This is a genomic window from Caulobacter vibrioides OR37 (assembly GCF_000372645.1).
GTDB lineage: Bacteria > Pseudomonadota > Alphaproteobacteria > Caulobacterales > Caulobacteraceae > Caulobacter > Caulobacter vibrioides_E.
Map to the genome: position 1 here is coordinate 97,285 of NZ_APMP01000006.1, position 15,399 is coordinate 112,683.

General features: G+C 68.8%; 17 protein-coding genes and 1 tRNA gene. 8 read left to right on the forward strand and 10 right to left on the reverse strand.

All coding sequences use genetic code 11. From position 1 onward, the window contains the following. Positions 1 to 19: 19 nt before the first annotated feature. From hisD to OR37_RS21790, 4 genes are all read right to left on the reverse strand, one after another. A complete protein-coding gene (gene hisD, locus OR37_RS07440) occupies positions 20 to 1,306 on the reverse strand; it encodes a histidinol dehydrogenase (protein WP_004617702.1) in 1,287 nt (428 codons plus the stop codon). Between the two features lie 146 nt (positions 1,307 to 1,452). Continuing rightward, positions 1,453 to 1,893, reverse strand: a complete 441-nt coding sequence (locus OR37_RS07445) for a DUF2948 family protein (RefSeq protein ID WP_004617704.1) — start codon at positions 1,891 to 1,893, stop codon at positions 1,453 to 1,455. Between the two features lie 3 nt (positions 1,894 to 1,896). After that, positions 1,897 to 3,186 (reverse strand): UDP-N-acetylglucosamine 1-carboxyvinyltransferase, encoded by a 1,290-nt coding sequence (murA, locus tag OR37_RS07450; RefSeq protein WP_004617706.1) that lies wholly within the window; start codon positions 3,184 to 3,186, stop codon positions 1,897 to 1,899. A 99-nt stretch (positions 3,187 to 3,285) separates the two neighbouring features. Next, positions 3,286 to 3,738, reverse strand: a complete 453-nt coding sequence (locus tag OR37_RS21790; RefSeq protein WP_004617708.1) for a hypothetical protein — start codon at positions 3,736 to 3,738, stop codon at positions 3,286 to 3,288. 90 nt (positions 3,739 to 3,828) lie between these two features. On the opposite strand from OR37_RS21790, the gene OR37_RS07460 reads away from it, so the two are divergent. Beyond that, positions 3,829 to 3,903: transfer RNA gene (locus OR37_RS07460), tRNA-Thr, on the forward strand. 170 nt (positions 3,904 to 4,073) lie between these two features. On the opposite strand, the gene OR37_RS07465 is transcribed toward OR37_RS07460, so the two are convergent. From OR37_RS07465 to OR37_RS21975, 3 genes are all read right to left on the reverse strand, one after another. Beyond that, positions 4,074 to 4,772, reverse strand: coding sequence for a Crp/Fnr family transcriptional regulator (locus OR37_RS07465; RefSeq protein ID WP_004617710.1), 699 nt, complete (start codon positions 4,770 to 4,772; stop codon positions 4,074 to 4,076). A 281-nt stretch (positions 4,773 to 5,053) separates the two neighbouring features. Beyond that, on the reverse strand, positions 5,054 to 5,254 hold the full coding sequence (locus tag OR37_RS07470; protein WP_131368817.1) for a hypothetical protein: 201 nt from the start codon (positions 5,252 to 5,254) through the stop codon (positions 5,054 to 5,056). A 193-nt stretch (positions 5,255 to 5,447) separates the two neighbouring features. Further along, positions 5,448 to 6,965 (reverse strand): hemerythrin domain-containing protein, encoded by a 1,518-nt coding sequence (locus tag OR37_RS21975; protein WP_004617713.1) that lies wholly within the window; start codon positions 6,963 to 6,965, stop codon positions 5,448 to 5,450. Positions 6,966 to 7,283: 318 nt separating this feature from the next. Between OR37_RS21975 and OR37_RS07485 the strand changes: the two genes are divergently transcribed. The 4 genes from OR37_RS07485 to OR37_RS07500 are packed head-to-tail and all read left to right on the forward strand — an operon-like array spanning position 7,284 to position 10,409. Beyond that, positions 7,284 to 8,162 (forward strand): alpha/beta hydrolase, encoded by an 879-nt coding sequence (locus OR37_RS07485; RefSeq protein ID WP_004617716.1) that lies wholly within the window; start codon positions 7,284 to 7,286, stop codon positions 8,160 to 8,162. Then, positions 8,159 to 8,959: a DUF1295 domain-containing protein gene (locus OR37_RS07490; protein WP_004617717.1), complete on the forward strand. Its 801-nt coding sequence runs from the start codon at positions 8,159 to 8,161 to the stop codon at positions 8,957 to 8,959. The genes OR37_RS07485 and OR37_RS07490 overlap by 4 nt, the downstream gene beginning before the upstream one ends. Next, a complete protein-coding gene (locus OR37_RS07495; RefSeq protein WP_004617719.1) occupies positions 8,956 to 9,990 on the forward strand; it encodes an SAM-dependent methyltransferase in 1,035 nt (344 codons plus the stop codon). The genes OR37_RS07490 and OR37_RS07495 overlap by 4 nt, the downstream gene beginning before the upstream one ends. Next, complete coding sequence (locus OR37_RS07500; RefSeq protein ID WP_004617720.1) at positions 9,987 to 10,409, forward strand: DUF2177 family protein; 423 nt, start codon at positions 9,987 to 9,989, stop codon at positions 10,407 to 10,409. Before OR37_RS07495 ends, OR37_RS07500 begins: the two co-directional genes overlap by 4 nt. Before the next feature lie 9 nt (positions 10,410 to 10,418). Here the strand turns inward: OR37_RS07500 and OR37_RS07505 are convergent, their stop codons facing one another. Together OR37_RS07505 and OR37_RS07510 are read right to left on the reverse strand one after the other, a co-directional pair. Next, positions 10,419 to 11,969 (reverse strand): cryptochrome/photolyase family protein, encoded by a 1,551-nt coding sequence (locus OR37_RS07505; RefSeq protein ID WP_004617723.1) that lies wholly within the window; start codon positions 11,967 to 11,969, stop codon positions 10,419 to 10,421. Beyond that, positions 11,966 to 12,532 (reverse strand): lipocalin family protein, encoded by a 567-nt coding sequence (locus tag OR37_RS07510; RefSeq protein ID WP_004617725.1) that lies wholly within the window; start codon positions 12,530 to 12,532, stop codon positions 11,966 to 11,968. Before OR37_RS07510 ends, OR37_RS07505 begins: the two co-directional genes overlap by 4 nt. A gap of 174 nt (positions 12,533 to 12,706) precedes the next feature. Here OR37_RS07510 and OR37_RS07515 point away from each other — a divergent pair, with 174 nt between their 5' ends. Continuing rightward, positions 12,707 to 13,324 carry a sigma-70 family RNA polymerase sigma factor gene (locus OR37_RS07515; protein WP_035017084.1) on the forward strand — a complete coding sequence of 206 codons (618 nt, stop codon included), beginning with the start codon at positions 12,707 to 12,709 and terminating at the stop codon, positions 13,322 to 13,324. Next, the gene (gene chrR, locus OR37_RS07520) at positions 13,321 to 13,956 is read left to right on the forward strand and encodes a cadmium/peroxide/UV radiation responsive anti-sigma factor ChrR (RefSeq protein ID WP_004617729.1); all 636 of its coding nucleotides are present in this window, start codon (positions 13,321 to 13,323) and stop codon (positions 13,954 to 13,956) included. The genes OR37_RS07515 and chrR overlap by 4 nt, the downstream gene beginning before the upstream one ends. A gap of 53 nt (positions 13,957 to 14,009) precedes the next feature. Here chrR and OR37_RS07525 read toward each other — a convergent pair whose 3' ends face one another. After that, a complete protein-coding gene (locus OR37_RS07525; RefSeq protein WP_004617731.1) occupies positions 14,010 to 14,654 on the reverse strand; it encodes an arylesterase in 645 nt (214 codons plus the stop codon). 56 nt (positions 14,655 to 14,710) lie between these two features. Between OR37_RS07525 and OR37_RS07530 the strand changes: the two genes are divergently transcribed. After that, positions 14,711 to 15,397, forward strand: coding sequence for an ABC transporter ATP-binding protein (locus tag OR37_RS07530; RefSeq protein ID WP_004617734.1), 687 nt, complete (start codon positions 14,711 to 14,713; stop codon positions 15,395 to 15,397). The last annotated feature ends 2 nt before the right edge of the window (positions 15,398 to 15,399 follow it).

The following is a 15,399-nucleotide window of genomic DNA, read 5'->3' on the forward strand; positions in this document are numbered from 1 at the left end:
GTGGCCGGAAGTTCGCCCGTCAATCGTCGGAACGCAACCGCACTGAAGCCGACAGGGCGTGCGCGGGCAAGCCTTCGGCCTCGGCCAGCGCCACCGTATGCGGTCCCAGGACGGCGAAGGACGCCGCGTCGCACTTCACGATCGAGGTGCGCTTGATGAAGTCATAGATGGACAGGCCCGACTGGAAGCGCGCCGCGCGGCTGGTCGGCAGCACGTGATTCGAACCCGCCACGTAGTCGCCGATCGCCTCGGGCGTCACGCGGCCCAGGAAGATCGCCCCCGCGTGGCGGACGCGATCCGACAGGGCTTCGGGCGTCTCGGTCGCGAACTCGACGTGCTCGGGCGCGATGGCGTCGACCAGGGCCGGGCTCTCATCCAGCGGGGCGATGATCACCGCCCCGTGGTCCCGCCACGAGGCCGCGGCGTCAACGCCGGTGGCGAGGGTCTTCAGGCGCTCCTCGACAGCGCGCTCGACAGCCTCGGCGAAGGACTGATCGTCCGTGATCAGGATCGACTGGGCGGCCGGATCGTGCTCGGCTTGGCTGAGCAGGTCGGCGGCGATCCAGTCGGGATTGTTGTTCTTATCTGCGACGACGACGATCTCGGACGGTCCCGCCAGGGCGTCGATGCCGACCACCCCGTAGAGCCGCCGCTTGGCGGCGGTGACATAGGCGTTGCCGGGGCCGACGATCTTGTCGACCGGCTGGATCGGGCCCGCGCCATAGGCCAGGGCCGCGACGGCCTGAGCCCCGCCGACGCGCCAGATTTCGGTGACGCCCGCTTCCTTGGCCGCGGCCAGTACGGCTGGCTGCAGCTTGCCCGGCGGGGTGACCATGGCGATACGGTCGACGCCGGCCACCTGGGCGGGCACGGCGTTCATCAGCACGGTCGAGGGATAGGCCGCGCGGCCCCCGGGCACGTAGACGCCCACGGCCTCGAGCGGCGTCCAGCGCCAACCCAGCTCGACACCGGCCTCGTCGGTCCAGGCCTGATCGGCCGGGCGCTGGCGGCTGTGATAGGCGCGGATGCGGGCCGCGGCGAAGGCGATGGCCTCGCGCACCTCGGCGGGCGTCTGGGCCCAGCCTTGTTCGATCTCTTCCGGAGAGACGCGGATCGTCTCGGCGGTCAGCTCGACCTTGTCGAAGCGACGGCCATAGTCGAGCACGGCCTCCAAGCCATGCGCCTTGACCGCTTGAAGGACCTCGCCCGCGGCGGCGTCGACGTCGGCCGGCGAACCACGGCGCTCATCGAGGAAAGCCCTGAAGGCGGCCTGGAAATCGGAGTCGGTGAAGGAGAAGCGGCGCATGGCCTGCTAGATGCGGTTTTTTGGCGGGGAGGCAAGTCAGAAAGCCCGCGACCCTACCCGCATCGTCGCTTCGAGGGCCGTCCGGGGGTCGCGAGGCGGAGCAGCGTCGCGTCCGGACCAGCGCGGCCAGGCTCGGAGCCCGTCCTTCAGTCGGCGTGCCCCGGCGTTCGCGGCGTCGTCCACGGCTCGGAGACATCGGCCAGCGCGACGTCCAGGCAATCGACCGAGACCCGCATGTCGCCGCCGCCCGCGAAGGTCAGGGTGACGACGCCGGCCGGCGCCTCCTCGGCGGGCTCGAAGCCCATCGAGAGAAGCTCGACGACCGCGCCCTTGGCGTCACGTCGCAGATTGCGCGCCTGGACCCCGGCGACATCGCCGAACTGCAACGCCGATCGCACCCGCTCCCCCGACTTGCCTTTGGCGGCTTCCCAGCGGAAGCGGTTGCAGGCCATGGTCAGGGTGCGCGCCTGGGCGTCCCAGCGGATGTCGCCGATCTTGGCCACGGCGTCCTGCAGGGCGGCCGACAGCACCGCGAGGTCGTCGGCGTCGTGCGCCAGCAGGCGAAGAGGCTTGGCGGTTGGCGCCATCGATCAGAGCTCCGGCTCGCCGTCGCCCTTGATGCGACGGACCTGAGCGCCGCACGCGCCCAGCTTTTCTTCCAGACGCTCGAAGCCGCGATCCAGGTGATAGATGCGGCTGACCGTGGTTTCGCCGCGCGCGACCAGCCCGGCGATCACCAGGCTGACCGAGGCGCGCAGGTCGGTGGCCATCACCTCGGCGCCTTCCAGGCGCTCCACGCCCCGCACGCGCGCCTCGCCGCCCGAGACCGAGATATCGGCGCCCAGACGCATCAGCTCCGGCGCGTGCATGAAGCGGTTCTCGAAGATGGTCTCGCGAATGCGGCTCTCGCCCTTCGCCGTGGTCATCAACGCCATGAACTGGGCTTGCAGGTCGGTGGCGAAGCCGGGGAACGGCGCGGTCTCGATATCGACCGCGTTCAGGCGTTCGTCGCCCCGCCGGATGATGCAGCCGTCGGCGGTCTCCTCGACGCCGGCGCCGGCTTCCTCCAGCTTGCGAAGCAGGGCGTCGATGAGACCCGGTCGGGCGTTGGTCAGTCGCACTTCCCCGCCAGCCATGGCGGCCGCGACGGCGTAGGTGCCCATCTCGATCCGGTCGGGGATCACCGCATGGGTCGCGCCCGCGAGGCGTGACACGCCGTTGATGGTGATGGTCGGCGTGCCCGCGCCCTCGACCCTCGCGCCCATGGCGTTCAGGCATTCCTGCAGGTCGGCCAGCTCCGGCTCGCAGGCGGCGTTACGGATCACGGTGGTCCCATCGGCCAGCACCGCCGCCAGCATGGCGTGTTCGGTGGCGCCGACGGACACCATCGGGAAGACGATCTCGGCGCCCTTCAGGCCGCGCGGGGCCTGGGCGTAGACATAGCCCTCGTGCAGATCGATCTTGGCGCCCAGGGCCTCCAACGCCTGCAGGTGCAGGTCGACGGGGCGCGCGCCGATGGTGCAACCGCCCGGCAGCGAGACCTTGGCTTGGCCCGAGCGCGCGACCAGCGGACCCAGCACGTTGAACGACGCCCGCATCTGGCGAACCAGATCATAGGGCGCGAAGCCGCTGGTGATCTCGGCGGCGTGCAGCACCGTCTCCTGGCCGTCGGCGCCGTCGCGCTCGGTCACCTCGACGCCCAGCCGCGCCAAGAGCTTGCCCAGGAACCGCGTGTCGGCCAGTCGCGGCATATTGGTCAGGCGCAGCGGCTCGTCGGTAAGCAGGCTGGCCGCCATCAGCTTGATGGCCGAGTTCTTGGCGCCGCTGACCGGGATCGATCCGTTCAGCCGCGCGCCGCCGGTGATGGCGATGCGATCCATTCAGGTCCCTCGAACGCGCGGAGGTGGGGCTCTCGGCGCGCTTCACATGTGAGGAGCGGGTTCTATCGGTTGCAAGAGGGCTTGCAAGGCCTTCAACGTCTAAATTGGCGCGGAGAGGTCGTAGGGCGCTTCGTCTTCCGGCCAACGCAGGTCGTGGGTGATGCTGGCCAGATCGATGGCCACCTGGACCAGGTCGATCGCCTTGCGCGTCGCCGAAAGCCCATCCCGCCCGAAAGCCGCCTTACCGGCCTCGGTGTCGAACTGCCCGCCGTCCCCGACCAGGCGCACGGCCACCGCCCACTCGCTCGAATCCGGCGCTCGAAACGGCGCCGACATCTCGACCGTCAACGCCACGCGTTCGCCGTCGCCATGACTTATCCCCAGCAATTCTCGAACGACGCCGTAGGGTCTGGGCGCCAGCTTGGCGGCCTCGAGCGCCGCCGTGTTTTCATCGAAACTCCCGCGGGCCGGCGCTTTTCGCTTCCGGAGATTGGTGCGCAACGCTTCGGCGAGCTTGGCTTCGCGGGTCGATGGGTCGTGGCTGATCGGCATGTCTCGGGGGTGCGGCGACAAAGTTCTTCGGTCAAGACGATTTTGGGCTTGGCGTTCGCGATTCTCCTCGCTATACGCCCCCTCCTCGTCGCCGCCGTAGCTCAGTGGTAGAGCGCATCCTTGGTAAGGCTGAGGTCGGCAGTTCAATCCTGCCCGGCGGCACCATGGGGGCCCAAAGCAAGTTCAAGGCTTTGGGCCCCCGCCAGTTTTCAGACATTGACGGCGCTTGAGCGCCCCTTCCGGACGCTAGGGCGCGCCAGCGCATTCGCCTTCCGCCAGGCGACGGCGCTGATCGCCGTTTCCGGGCGGTCATCGTCTGGATGTTCATGGCCAGCCTAAGACCGGCTCTGATCGGACGCGGCTTCCAGGACCGCGCGGTTCAGCAAGGTTAGCTGCGCCCCGCGCATATCGATCAGCCCATCACGTCGCATCTGCTGCAGGGTGCGATTGACGTGCACGAGGCTGAGGCCCAGGGCGTCCGCCAGAACCTCCTGCTTGATCGGGAGATGGAAACTCTCGCCGCGCGCCTCGCCGATCTCCGCGAGCCGGCCATGCAGCTCAAGCAGCAGATGCGCCATGCGTTCGTAGGCGGTCTGTCGCCCCAGGCGCACGATCTGGTCGATCAGTCGCGACTGCTGCGCGGCCGCCGCGCCGGCCAGGGCTCGGCTCAGCCCCTCGCTGGCGGGAGAGAAGCCAGGCTGGGTGGACCGCGCTCGCAAGGGCGTCAGAGCCACGGCCTGGACGGCGTGTTGGGAACGGGTCAGCAGGTCGAACCCGATCCCGTCGCCAGGCAGCAGGAAGGCCACGATCTGTCGCCGCCCGTCGCGCAGCGAATGGGCCAGACACGCCCAGCCCGATAGCAGGAACATCGGCGCGGCGCGGGCGCTATCCAGGTCCCTCCCCGCTGGGTAAGCCTCGATCCGGCCGAGCCGGGCCTCGAGCGCGGCCGCGTCCTCGTCCAGGAGCGGACCAAAGCGCCTCAACCGACGAAGATAAGCCTTCTCCACGGGCCGTTCGGGGACAACGGCTAGCATGGGGCGTCACGCCGGGTTCGATTGCGACGCGGAACCGCCCTTTTCATCACTCGCCCTGTCCAATCAGCGAGCCCCATCCCGGCCCCTATCATCCGCCGCTCCCAAGGCGACGTCGAGGCGAAATGGGCGTTCGCGTCGAGACATGGCCCCCGCCGAGATCCTGACCGCCGCCTCCATCGCGTTTCGTTCCTGGCGGCGTCCAACGGGCGACAATTCTCTTCCTGATCATGGCGTCCCAGGTCTCGCGGACATAGCGCTTCGAGGTCGATGCTAAGGGCCATCTAAAGCCGCACGCGGGTGAGGTTCCCCGCCCTATCGACGACCGCCAGCCGGGGGACGAACCCGCAAGACGCCAGCACCCTCGCCTGACGGCGCGCCTGCCGTTCGGCCTCGGCGCCCGAGCGAAAGATCTGCGCCAGCGCGTTCCGATCACAGAACAGGACCCAGCCGCCGTTCAGCGGCTCGATCCTAAGCAGGCTCACGGCCGGGAAAGTCGAAACCGTGCGCGAAACGTCGTTCCGGCTCGCGGCGGGCATCACCACGCGCGAAAACCGCGATAAGCGCGGCGAAAGAAGCGAGGCGGGTCGCGGAGGCTGATCGCCATCGATGATCCTTTCAGGCCGTTGCGCGCCCGCGGAGCCATGCCGCGGGCGCGCGATCGCCTAAGCCGTGGGCCTAGCGGCGGTCTTCCCAGCCGCGACGGGCGGCCTCGGCGTGACCTTCGCTATCGCCGAACCAGCCACCCTGACCACGACCGCGGCCTCGGCCGCCCCGGTCGTCGTCATCGTCTCGGCCGCGCGAGCGCGAGCCGCCTCGGTCGTCGTCCTCCCAGCCTCGACGCGCGGCGCGGGCGTGGCCCTCGCTGTCGCCGAACCAGCCGCCATGTCCGCGACCGCGGCCGCCGCGATCGTCATCGTCGTCACGGCCGCGCGAGCGCGCGCCGCGATCATCGTCGCTGGCGAACCGGCCATATTCGTCGCGGTCCCGGTCGTTGCTTCCGCGCCCACGGCCGCCGCGATCGTCGTCTTCCCAGCGTTGGCGAGCCGCGCGGGAATGTCCCTCGCTATCGCCGAACCAGCCGCCCTGGCCGCGGTCGCGACCGCCGCGTCCCTCATCGTCACGGCCGCGAGAGCGCGAGCCGCCACGATCGTCGTCGCCGGCGAACCGGCCGTACTCGTCTCGGTCGCGCCCCCGCGATCCATAGCCGCCGCGATCATCGTCGCTCACGAAGCGTCCGTACTCGTCACGGTCGCGTTCGTTGGAGCGCGAGCGATAACCGCCGCGATCGTCGTCGTCGCGGAAGCTGCGGGACTCGCCGCCCCGACGCGCGGCCCAGCCACGACGCGAGGCTTCGGAATGCCCCTCCGAGTCGCCGTACCAGCCACGCCCATCGTCGTCGTCACGTCCACGCGACCGGTAGCCGCGATCCTCGTCGTCCCGACCGCGAGACCGGCCCCGATCGTCGCTGGTGAAGCGGCCCTGATCGTCGCGGTCGCGACCGCCTTGTTGTCTGGCCATGGGATCCTCCTGTTGTTGGCCTTGGGAGAAGTCTGAAATCTCGAGCGCCACCAGGGGCGTCGGTCGAGGACGACCGCCGCGCGCCGTGAGCGCTTCCTTGCGCTGGCGCAGTTCGCGGCCCAGCGCCTCGACATCGACGCCGGCCGCCCGGGCCTTGGCGAAGATGCCGGAACCCGGCTTCTCCTCCTCGGCCACGTGATGCTTGATCTGCTCGGACAGCACCTTGAACTTGGCGTCGCGGTACGGATCGTCCTCGTCGCTGGCCAGCAGGTCGGCGATCAGGACCTTGGCCCCGTCATGCTCCACCTGGGCTTCGTTCAGCGGCTCGTCATCGGACGCCGCTTCGCGACAGGCGGGATAGAAGATTTCCTCCTCCAGACGCGTGTGCGCGATCAGTTCGGCGCAAGCTTCGCGGATGATGGCGGTCTTGCGGGCCGGCGCGGCCTTTTCGTAGTCCTTGAACAAGGCCTCGACCTTGCGGTGGTCGGCCTTCAACAGCTCGATGCCGTCGGCCGTCGTCACCCCGGCCTCGGTCGTCTTGGACGACGTCGCCTGGGTGGATGCGGCGCCCGAGGTCGGGCTCTGGGTCGCGGAGGCCTGTGTCTGCTTTTCGTCGCTTCCCGACGCCGCGGCGTTCGACGCCGGCTTGGCGTCGTTGTCTTCCTGCTTGGCCATAGAGGCGTTTCCCATTGTGCGTGAAATCCGCCAGCGCATCGCCCTCGAACGATGCGACGGATCGTGGGAAAGAACGGCGCCGAGCCGACCGACGTTTCGGTCAATATCAAATGTAATAGATTGAAAACTCTACAGTAATGGCGTTTCCAACTACCCGTTCAGCCACGCTTTCGAGCGACGCGAAGGCCTTGTGATCGCTACGGTTTCGCGCCTCGCCCCGAGCGGGCGCGACGTCGGCGCGGAACTTTAAGACGTTGTTCATCCAAGCCGGGAGGCGGGCCGTATCTCCTGAAGACGATCGATGTCGTGAGGGATTTGATGACCATCGCGAAAGGATGGAAGGTGCTGGGCGCCGTGCTGAGCGCCAGCGCCTTGAGCGGCTGCTCGGGCCTGGCGACCGTCAACGCGCTGCAGCCCAGGGGCGGGGTGACCATTACTCGCGACATCGCCTATGCCGGCGGAGAACGCGGCAAGCTGGACATCTATCGCAACGCCCGCGCCGACCGTCACGCCCCGGTGGTGGTGTTCTTCTACGGCGGCGGTTGGGACTCCGGAAAGAAGGACGACTACGCCTTCGCCGGCGCGGCCTTGGCGCGCGAGGGCTTCGTCGCCGTGGTTCCGGACTATCGGATCTATCCCGAGGCGCGGTGGCCCGCGTTCGTGCAGGACAGCGCCGCGGCGGTCGCCTGGACCAAGGCGCACATCGCCGAATATGGCGGCGACGCCCACAAGCTTTTCCTGATGGGCCATTCGGCCGGCGCCTACAACGCCGTGACCCTGGCGACGGATCGGCGCTGGCTGGCGGCGGTTGGAATGGCGCCCGAGCGCGACCTGAAGGGCGTCGTGGGCTTGGCCGGCCCCTATGACTTTCTACCACTGCGCAGCGACCGGCTGAAGATCATCTTCGGGCCGGAAGGCCAGCGTCCCGACACCCAGCCGATCAACCATGTCGATGGCCGGTCCCCGCCCCTGCTGCTCGTCACCGACGCGGGCGACAAGGTGGTGGACCCGGGCAATACGACCCGGATGGCCCAGCGGGTCGGCGCCGCCGGCGGCATCGTCGAAACCCGGACCTATAAGGGCCTGGACCACGCGCTTCTGATGGGCGCCGTCGCCGCGCCGTTGCGTTTCCTGGCCCCGGTTTTGAGGGACAGCACCGATTTCATGCGCGCGCGGCTGGCGGAGGCGGACCGGTGATCCCGCTCCTCGCCGCCATCTTGATCGCGATGCTCGCCATCATGGGCTGCGGCTGGTTCGTTCAGCGCGCGGCCAACAATGGCGGTTGGACGGACGTGTTCTGGACCTACGGAACAGGCGCGACCTGCGCGCTGGCCGCCCTGGCTCCCATGGCGGGCGCGAGCGGGCCCAGCTGGCGCCAGATGATGATCGCCGCGCTGGTCGCCGCCTGGTCGCTGCGTCTTGGAACCTATGTCGCGATCCGCGTGGCCAAGGGGGCCGAGGACGTCCGCTATGCTCAGTTGCGCAAGGAGTGGGGCGACAGCTTTCCCCGGCGCATGGTCGGTTTGATGCTGATCCAGGCTCCGGCCACGGCGCTCTTGGCGGTGTCCATCCTGTTCGCCGCGCGACAACCCGCGCCCGATTTCCGCCCCGCCGACGCGCTGGGCCTCGTGATCCTCCTCGGCGCCATCCTCGGAGAAGGCATGGCGGACGAGCAGATGAAGCGCTTCAAGGCCGACCCCGCCCATCGGGGCCAGGTCTGCGACACCGGCCTGTGGGCCTGGTCGCGGCACCCCAACTACCTGTTCGAGTTCGTCGGTTGGATCGCCTATCCGGTGATCGCCCTGAACCTGGCCGACCCGTGGAGCTGGCTGTCCCTCATCGCGCCGATCGTGATGTTCGCCATCCTGCGGTTCGGTACGGGCGTGCCGCCGCTGGAGGCCGCCATGGTCGCCTCGAAGGGCGAGGCCTATCGCCGCTATCAGGCCCGGGTCAGCCCCTTCCTTCCCCGCCCGCCCAAGGAGAGCAACACATGAGCACCGTCGCCGCCGTCATCAACGCCTTCGAGGGCGCGCCGCTGCCCGACGCCCTGCGCCGCGCCGCCGTCAGCTTCCTCGTCGAGGGGGCGCGTCGCGGCCTTCAGGGCTCGGCCGCCGAGATCGACGCCGAATTCGCCCGCGAGATGGCGCGACGTCCCATCGCAGAGCACACCAAGGCCGCCAACGACCAGCACTACGAGCTGCCGGACGCCTTCTTCGAGCGGGTGCTGGGCCCTCGGTTGAAATACTCCTCCTGTCTCTACCCCAGGGGCGACGAGACCTTGGCCCAGGCCGAGATCGCGGCGCTCAGCGCCACCTGCGCCCACGCCGACCTCGAAGACGGTCAGGCTATTCTCGAACTGGGCTGCGGCTGGGGCTCGCTGAGCCTGTGGATGGCCGCGCACTATCCCAACGCCCGGATCACCAGCGTCTCCAATTCCGCCTCGCAGCGCGCCTTCATCGAGGGCCGCGCCGCAGCGCTGGGTCTGTCGAACCTGACCATCGTCACAGCCGACATGAATGATTTCGCGCCGAGCCAGCGGTTCGATCGCGTGGTCTCGGTCGAGATGTTCGAGCACATGGCCAACTGGCGCGAGCTCCTGACCCGCGTCCACGGCTGGCTGAAGCCCGAAGGCGCCCTGTTCATCCACGTCTTCAGCCACCGGACGACGCCCTACCGCTTCGACGTCAATGATCCGGCCGACTGGATCGCGCAGCACTTCTTCACCGGCGGCGTGATGCCTAGCCACGGCTTGATCCGCCAGTTCGACGACCTGTTCACCGTCGAGGCGGACTGGGTGTGGAACGGCTCGCACTACGCCAAGACGGCCGAGGACTGGCTGGCCAATTTCGACCGGCACGCCGAGGAGATCGGCCAGGTGATGCGCGAGGTCTATGGCAAGGACGCCAAGCTGTGGACCCGTCGCTGGCGGCTGTTCTTCCTGTCGACCGCCGGGCTGTTCGGCCACGCGGGCGGCGAGGAATGGGGCGTCAGCCACTATCGCCTGCGACCGGCGGCCAAGGCATGAGAACGCTCGTCTCCTACGTCGCGACGGCTCTGGCCTTCCTGCTGCTGGACGCCTGCTTTCTGACGCTGGCGGGGCCTGGCGTCTATCGGCCGACCCTCGACCCGATCCTGGGCGAGACCGTGCGGCTCGCGCCGGCGATGCTGTTCTACGCGCTGTACGTCGCCGGCCTGACGCGCTTCTGCGTCGCGCCGGCGCGGGGCGCGTCCTGGACCAAGGCGCTGTCGGCCGGCGTGTTCCTGGGCCTGGTCGCCTATGGGACCTATGACCTCACTTGCCAAGCGGTGATGCGCGTCTGGACTTGGCGCATCACCTTCATCGACCTGGCCTGGGGCGCGTTCGCCAGCGGAACCGCCTCTGCGGTCGGGGCTCTGGTGGATTCCAGGATCGGTGGCCTAACGAACCGAGCCCAAGATCGCTGAACTTGAGGATCAAGTGATCGCCGCCGCATCGCTGGCGGCGATCACCCCCATCGCCTCCCGCGTTCGGGCGGCCTTTCGGCGGCAGGCCTGGCGCTCGGTCTCGGCCATGGTCTCCAAGGTCCGCAAGGGCATTATCATACGCCCCTGTCCCCGTAGCCGCGTCAGGTTGCGGTCGAGGAAGTCCCAATAGAGGGCGTTAAACGGGCAAGCGTTGTCGCCCAGCCGATCCTTGACGTCGTAGCGACAGCCCCGACAGTAGTCGCTCATCCGATCGATATAGGCGCCGCTAGCCGCGTAGGGTTTGGACCCGACGACGCCGCCATCCGCGAACGTGGCCATGCCGCGCGTATTGGGCATCTCCACCCATTCGTAGGCGTCGGCGAACACGACCATGTACCAGTCATCGACCGCGTCGGGATCGACTCCCAGCAGCATCGCCAGATTGCCCGTCACCATCAGCCGCTGAATGTGATGCGCGTAGGCGTGGTCGTGCGCCGCACGCACGGTGTCGGCGACGCACGCCATGTCGGTCTGGCCCGACCAGTAGAAGCCAGGCAGCGCGCCGCGCGCGTCCAAGGCGTTGAGGCGACCATATTCTGGCATCTTCAGCCAATAGACGCCGCGCACGAACTCCCGCCAGCCGATGATCTGGCGGATGAAGCCCTCGACCGCGTTCAGGGGCGCGCGCCCTTGTCGGTAGGCCGCTTCCGCGCGCCGACAGATATCCAAAGGATCCAGCAGACCGATGTTCAGCGCCGGCGAGATCAGACCGTGCCAGAGGAAAGGACGCCCCCAGGCCATGGCGTCCTGCCAATCGCCGAACGCGGGCAGCATATCGTTCAGGAAATGCTGGAAGGCGGCCTCGGCCTCTTCGGCGTTGGTCGGCCAGCCAAAAGGCTCGACGGCGCCGAAATGGTCCTCGAACCCCTCACTGACCCGCCCGATCACCGCGCGCGTGACGGCGTTGGGCGTCACGCGCAGCCGATCCGGAGGACGGACGCCGGCCGGCAGCTTGCGGCGATTGTCGGCGTCGAAGTTCCAGCGACCGCCGGCGGGCTGGTCGCCGTCCATCAACAGCCCGGTCTTACGGCGCATCTCGCGGTAGAAGTACTCCATCCGCAGCTCGCGCCGGTTCGCCGCCCAGCCCGCGAACGCCGCCCGGGAACAGATGAAGCGGTCGTCCTCGCGCGTCTCGATCGGCACGCCGAGATCGAGCGCCGACAGACGCGCCTCCAGCGCCCACTTGCCGCAGGCGGTTCGGATCACGCGATCAAAGCCGCCCTCGCTCAAGACGCGGCGGATCTCGCCTTCGATCGAGCCCGTGTTGTCGGGATCGTCCAGACCGACATAGCGGACGTCCAGGCCTTCGCGCCGCAGTCCCTCGGCGAACTGCCGCATCGCAGACCAGACCAGAACCAGCTTTTGCCTGTGATGCTTCCAGGCCCTGGCCTCGACCCGGCTCTCGACCATCAGGATGACGTCGTGGCCGGGCCGCGCGCCTTCGAGGGCGGACAGGGTCCTGCTCAGCTGGTCGCCCAGAACCAGCCGCAAGCTTCTCACGGCGCGCGATCCAGGCCCACGTCCTGGAGCGTATTGTCGAAGCCGAGGGCGCGGATGCGGGACTTGAGGGCGGCCAGCTTGGCGGCCGGAAGGCCGGGCGTGCGCGCCAACAGCGCCACGAACTTGCCGTCGGCGGTGCTGGCGATCATCCAGCCGTAGTTGTCGCCGTGGTCGATCACCCAGTACTGGCGACGGATGAGGCCGCCAAAGAAGCTGGCCTCGAACTTGGCGTTGGTCGTCGGATCGACGATCCGGGCCGAGGTCGCGACATGACGCTGCGGGCCGTCACGATCCCCGACGTGACAGACCTGATCGATGTGAAACCCGTCCTTGGGCGCCTTGGCCCAGACCTGATAGGCGCCATGGCAATTGCGCTGACGATCATTGGGTGTACGGACGATCTCGTACCAGCGCCCCATGAAGCGATCGATGTCGATCGCCTGGCGCGGCTCTGGCCCGGTCGTCGCGAAGGCCAGGGCGGGCGCGACTAAAGCCAGGCTGGCGGCCGCCAGCCCCGCCAACAGGCGGCGGAAAAGAGGACGGAAAAACGAAGGGCTCGGCATCGGCGGCTCCAGAACGCGGTGTCGGCTTACGTCTGTTGAGCTACGGGTGGACCGTCCGATCGGATGTGTCTCGGGCGGCATATTTCAGCCGCGCCTTTTGACGGGACACCCCGGAACGATTTCGTCGTGAAAATCGTATCCTGGATCCATCCGGGGCAAGGCTTGGCCCGTATAGTGGTCATGTATGCGAATCGACACGCGGAAGCTCGACGCCATGGCGCACGTTCGGTGACGTCCTCGGCGCGCGCCTATGATGGTCTGCTGTCGCGCGTCGCCCAGACGCGCGATCGCGCGGCGTTCGCGGAGCTGTTCGAGCACTACGCCCCGCGCGTGAAGACGCTCCTGATGCGCAGCGGCTCAACGCCCTCGGCGGCCGAGGAGCTTGCGCAGGAAGCCATGCTGCTGGTGTGGCGCAAGGCGCACATGTTCGACCCGGCGCGCGCCTCCGCCGCGGCCTGGATCTTCACCATCGCTCGGAACCTCAGGATCGATAACCTGCGGCGAGGGTCTTCGACCCTTTACGAGCTGGATCCCACCTTCGGCATGGAAGAGCCACAACAGCCCGACGCCATCCTGTGCGGCGCCGAGGACGCCCAAAGGATTCGCGCCGCGATGCGGACCTTGAACCCTGAACAAGCCCTAGCAATTGAAATGGCGTTTTTCCAAGAACAGACCCACGCCCAGATTTCCCAGACCCTCGGGGTTCCGCTGGGCACCATCAAGGCCAGGATTCGGTTTGGCATGATGAAGCTGCGCGCCTTTATCGAGCGAGACGCGGGGGCCTCGGCATGAGCGCGAGACGCCACCCCAGCGAGGAGCGACTGCTGGCCTTCGCGGCCGGCACCCTGAGCGTCCCCGAGGCCGTGGTCGTGGCCACGCACCTCGCCCTTCGCCCCGAGACCCGCGCCTGGGCAGAACTTGGCGAGGCCGTCGGCGGCGCTATGCTGGACGATCTGGCCCCGAGCGGCCTGGAGCCCGACGCCTTGGATGGCGTGATGGCGCGCCTGGACGACGCCTCGGACATTGCTCCGCCCGTTCCGCGCACGGCGGACCCCAGCCTTCCGGCCCCTCTGCGCGGCTTCGCGCTTGGCCCCTGGCGCTGGCTGGGTCCGGGCGTTCACGTGCGCGACGTTCTGGGGCCCCGAGACGGCGACTGCCGCGTGATCCTGCTGCGCATCGCCCCTGGCCAGTCGGCGCCCCGTCACACCCATGGCGGCGTGGAGCTGACCTGCGTCATCGAAGGCGCCTACGCCACCGAGGATGGCGTGTTCTCGCGGGGCGACTTCGAGGAAGCCGACCCCAATGTGACGCACCAGCCTCGCGTGGTCTCCAGCGCGCCGTGCCTGTGCGTGGCCGCGCTCGACGGTCAGATCGTCCTGCCCGGTCGGCTGGGTCGCCTGCTCGCGCCGTTCGTCAAGCTGTAGGACGCGGAGCGGATCGCGTGGATCGCGGGCCGCGACACCCCAGTGGCGCCTTTCTAGGCCGCGCGGGCCTTCAAGGCCTTGGCGACGACGGGCGCGAGGGCCTCTCCGATCCGCCGAGCGCCCTCGGCGTTCGGGTGGATGCCGTCCTTCTGCAACAGGGCTGGGTTGCCGCCCACGCCCGCCAGGATGTTGGCGTAAAGCGGGACCGAAAACTCTCGCGCCAGGCTCGGATAGAGAGCGTTGAACTCGCGGGCATAGGTCGCGCCGATCGCTGGGGGCGCGCTGACGCCCACCAGCACGGCCCCGATGTTCCGCGCCTTCAGCTTGGCGAGAACCCCGCGCAGATTGGCCTTGGTCTGGGCGGGCTCGACGCCTTGCAACAGGTCGTTGCCGCCGAGGGCCACGACACAGAGCCGCGTGTCGCCCGCGACGCTGAAGCCGACCCGCGCCAGCCCCCCGCCGCTGGTGTCGCCCGAAACGCCGGCCGCTCGAACGATCGCCGGAACACCCCGTCGGGCCAACGCGGCCTGAAGCTGAGCGGGCATGGCGTCACGCGCCGGCAGACCCAGACCGGCGGTGATGGAATCGCCCAGCACGGTGATGACCGGCGGCTTCGGCGCGGCGGCGATCTGGGTCAGCAGGCCCAGGCCGATCAGAAATCGGCGGCGATCTGGAAAACGCTGTGCGGTCGAGGTCATGCCTTCCTATGTAGGTCGTCGACCGGCCGGACAAGACCACCCCTACAGGAAGCGATATGACCGACGACGCCCAACCCGCCGCGCCGCTGGTGCTCGACGCGGTGACGCTGACCCTGCCCTCGGCCGCCGGCCCGGTGAACATTCTGCGCGGCGTCGACCTGGTCGTGAGCGCCGGAGAGCGCGTGGCCGTGATCGGTCCGTCGGGCTCGGGAAAGTCCTCGCTGATCGCCGTCGGCGCCGGGCTGGAGGAGCCCACCGCCGGAACGGCGCGCCTGTTCGGGCAGGACCTGGCCAAGTTGGACGAGGACGGCCGGGCGCGTTTGCGTCGCGGCCGCGCGGCCCTGGTGTTTCAGGCCTTCCACCTGCTGCCCAACATGACCGCTGAGGAGAACGTCGCCACGCCGCTGGAAATCGCCGGCGCGCGCGAAGCCCTCTCCGTAGCGCGCGACTGGCTGGGCCGTGTCGGGCTCTCGGGGCGCCTGACCCACTATCCGCACCAGCTGTCCGGGGGCGAGCAGCAGCGCGTCGCCCTGGCCCGCGCCCTGGCGGCCCGCCCGGCCCTGCTGTTCGCCGACGAGCCGACCGGCAACCTGGACGGCGCCACCGCCGCCTCGGTCGCCGATCTGATGTTCAGCCTCGTCGCCGAGCTCGGCGCGGCGCTGGTGATGGTCACCCACGATCCAGCCCTGGCCAGCCGCGCCGACCGCATCGTGCGGATGGCCGACGGGCGCGTCACGGCGTGACG

Bases quoted from the DNA above. Each gene is read 5' to 3' on its own strand.
- hisD (WP_004617702.1), bottom strand. From the start codon at position 1,306: ATGCGCCGCTTCTCCTTCACCGACTCCGATTTCCAGGCCGCCTTCAGG.
- OR37_RS07445 (WP_004617704.1), bottom strand. From the start codon at position 1,893: ATGGCGCCAACCGCCAAGCCTCTTCGCCTGCTGGCGCACGACGCCGAC.
- murA (WP_004617706.1), bottom strand. From the start codon at position 3,186: ATGGATCGCATCGCCATCACCGGCGGCGCGCGGCTGAACGGATCGATC.
- OR37_RS21790 (WP_004617708.1), bottom strand. From the start codon at position 3,738: ATGCCGATCAGCCACGACCCATCGACCCGCGAAGCCAAGCTCGCCGAA.
- OR37_RS07465 (WP_004617710.1), bottom strand. From the start codon at position 4,772: ATGCTAGCCGTTGTCCCCGAACGGCCCGTGGAGAAGGCTTATCTTCGT.
- OR37_RS21975 (WP_004617713.1), bottom strand. From the start codon at position 6,965: ATGGCCAAGCAGGAAGACAACGACGCCAAGCCGGCGTCGAACGCCGCG.
- OR37_RS07485 (WP_004617716.1), top strand. From the start codon at position 7,284: ATGACCATCGCGAAAGGATGGAAGGTGCTGGGCGCCGTGCTGAGCGCC.
- OR37_RS07495 (WP_004617719.1), top strand. From the start codon at position 8,956: ATGAGCACCGTCGCCGCCGTCATCAACGCCTTCGAGGGCGCGCCGCTG.
- OR37_RS07500 (WP_004617720.1), top strand. From the start codon at position 9,987: ATGAGAACGCTCGTCTCCTACGTCGCGACGGCTCTGGCCTTCCTGCTG.
- OR37_RS07510 (WP_004617725.1), bottom strand. From the start codon at position 12,532: ATGCCGAGCCCTTCGTTTTTCCGTCCTCTTTTCCGCCGCCTGTTGGCG.
- chrR (WP_004617729.1), top strand. From the start codon at position 13,321: ATGAGCGCGAGACGCCACCCCAGCGAGGAGCGACTGCTGGCCTTCGCG.
- OR37_RS07525 (WP_004617731.1), bottom strand. From the start codon at position 14,654: ATGACCTCGACCGCACAGCGTTTTCCAGATCGCCGCCGATTTCTGATC.
- OR37_RS07530 (WP_004617734.1), top strand. From the start codon at position 14,711: ATGACCGACGACGCCCAACCCGCCGCGCCGCTGGTGCTCGACGCGGTG.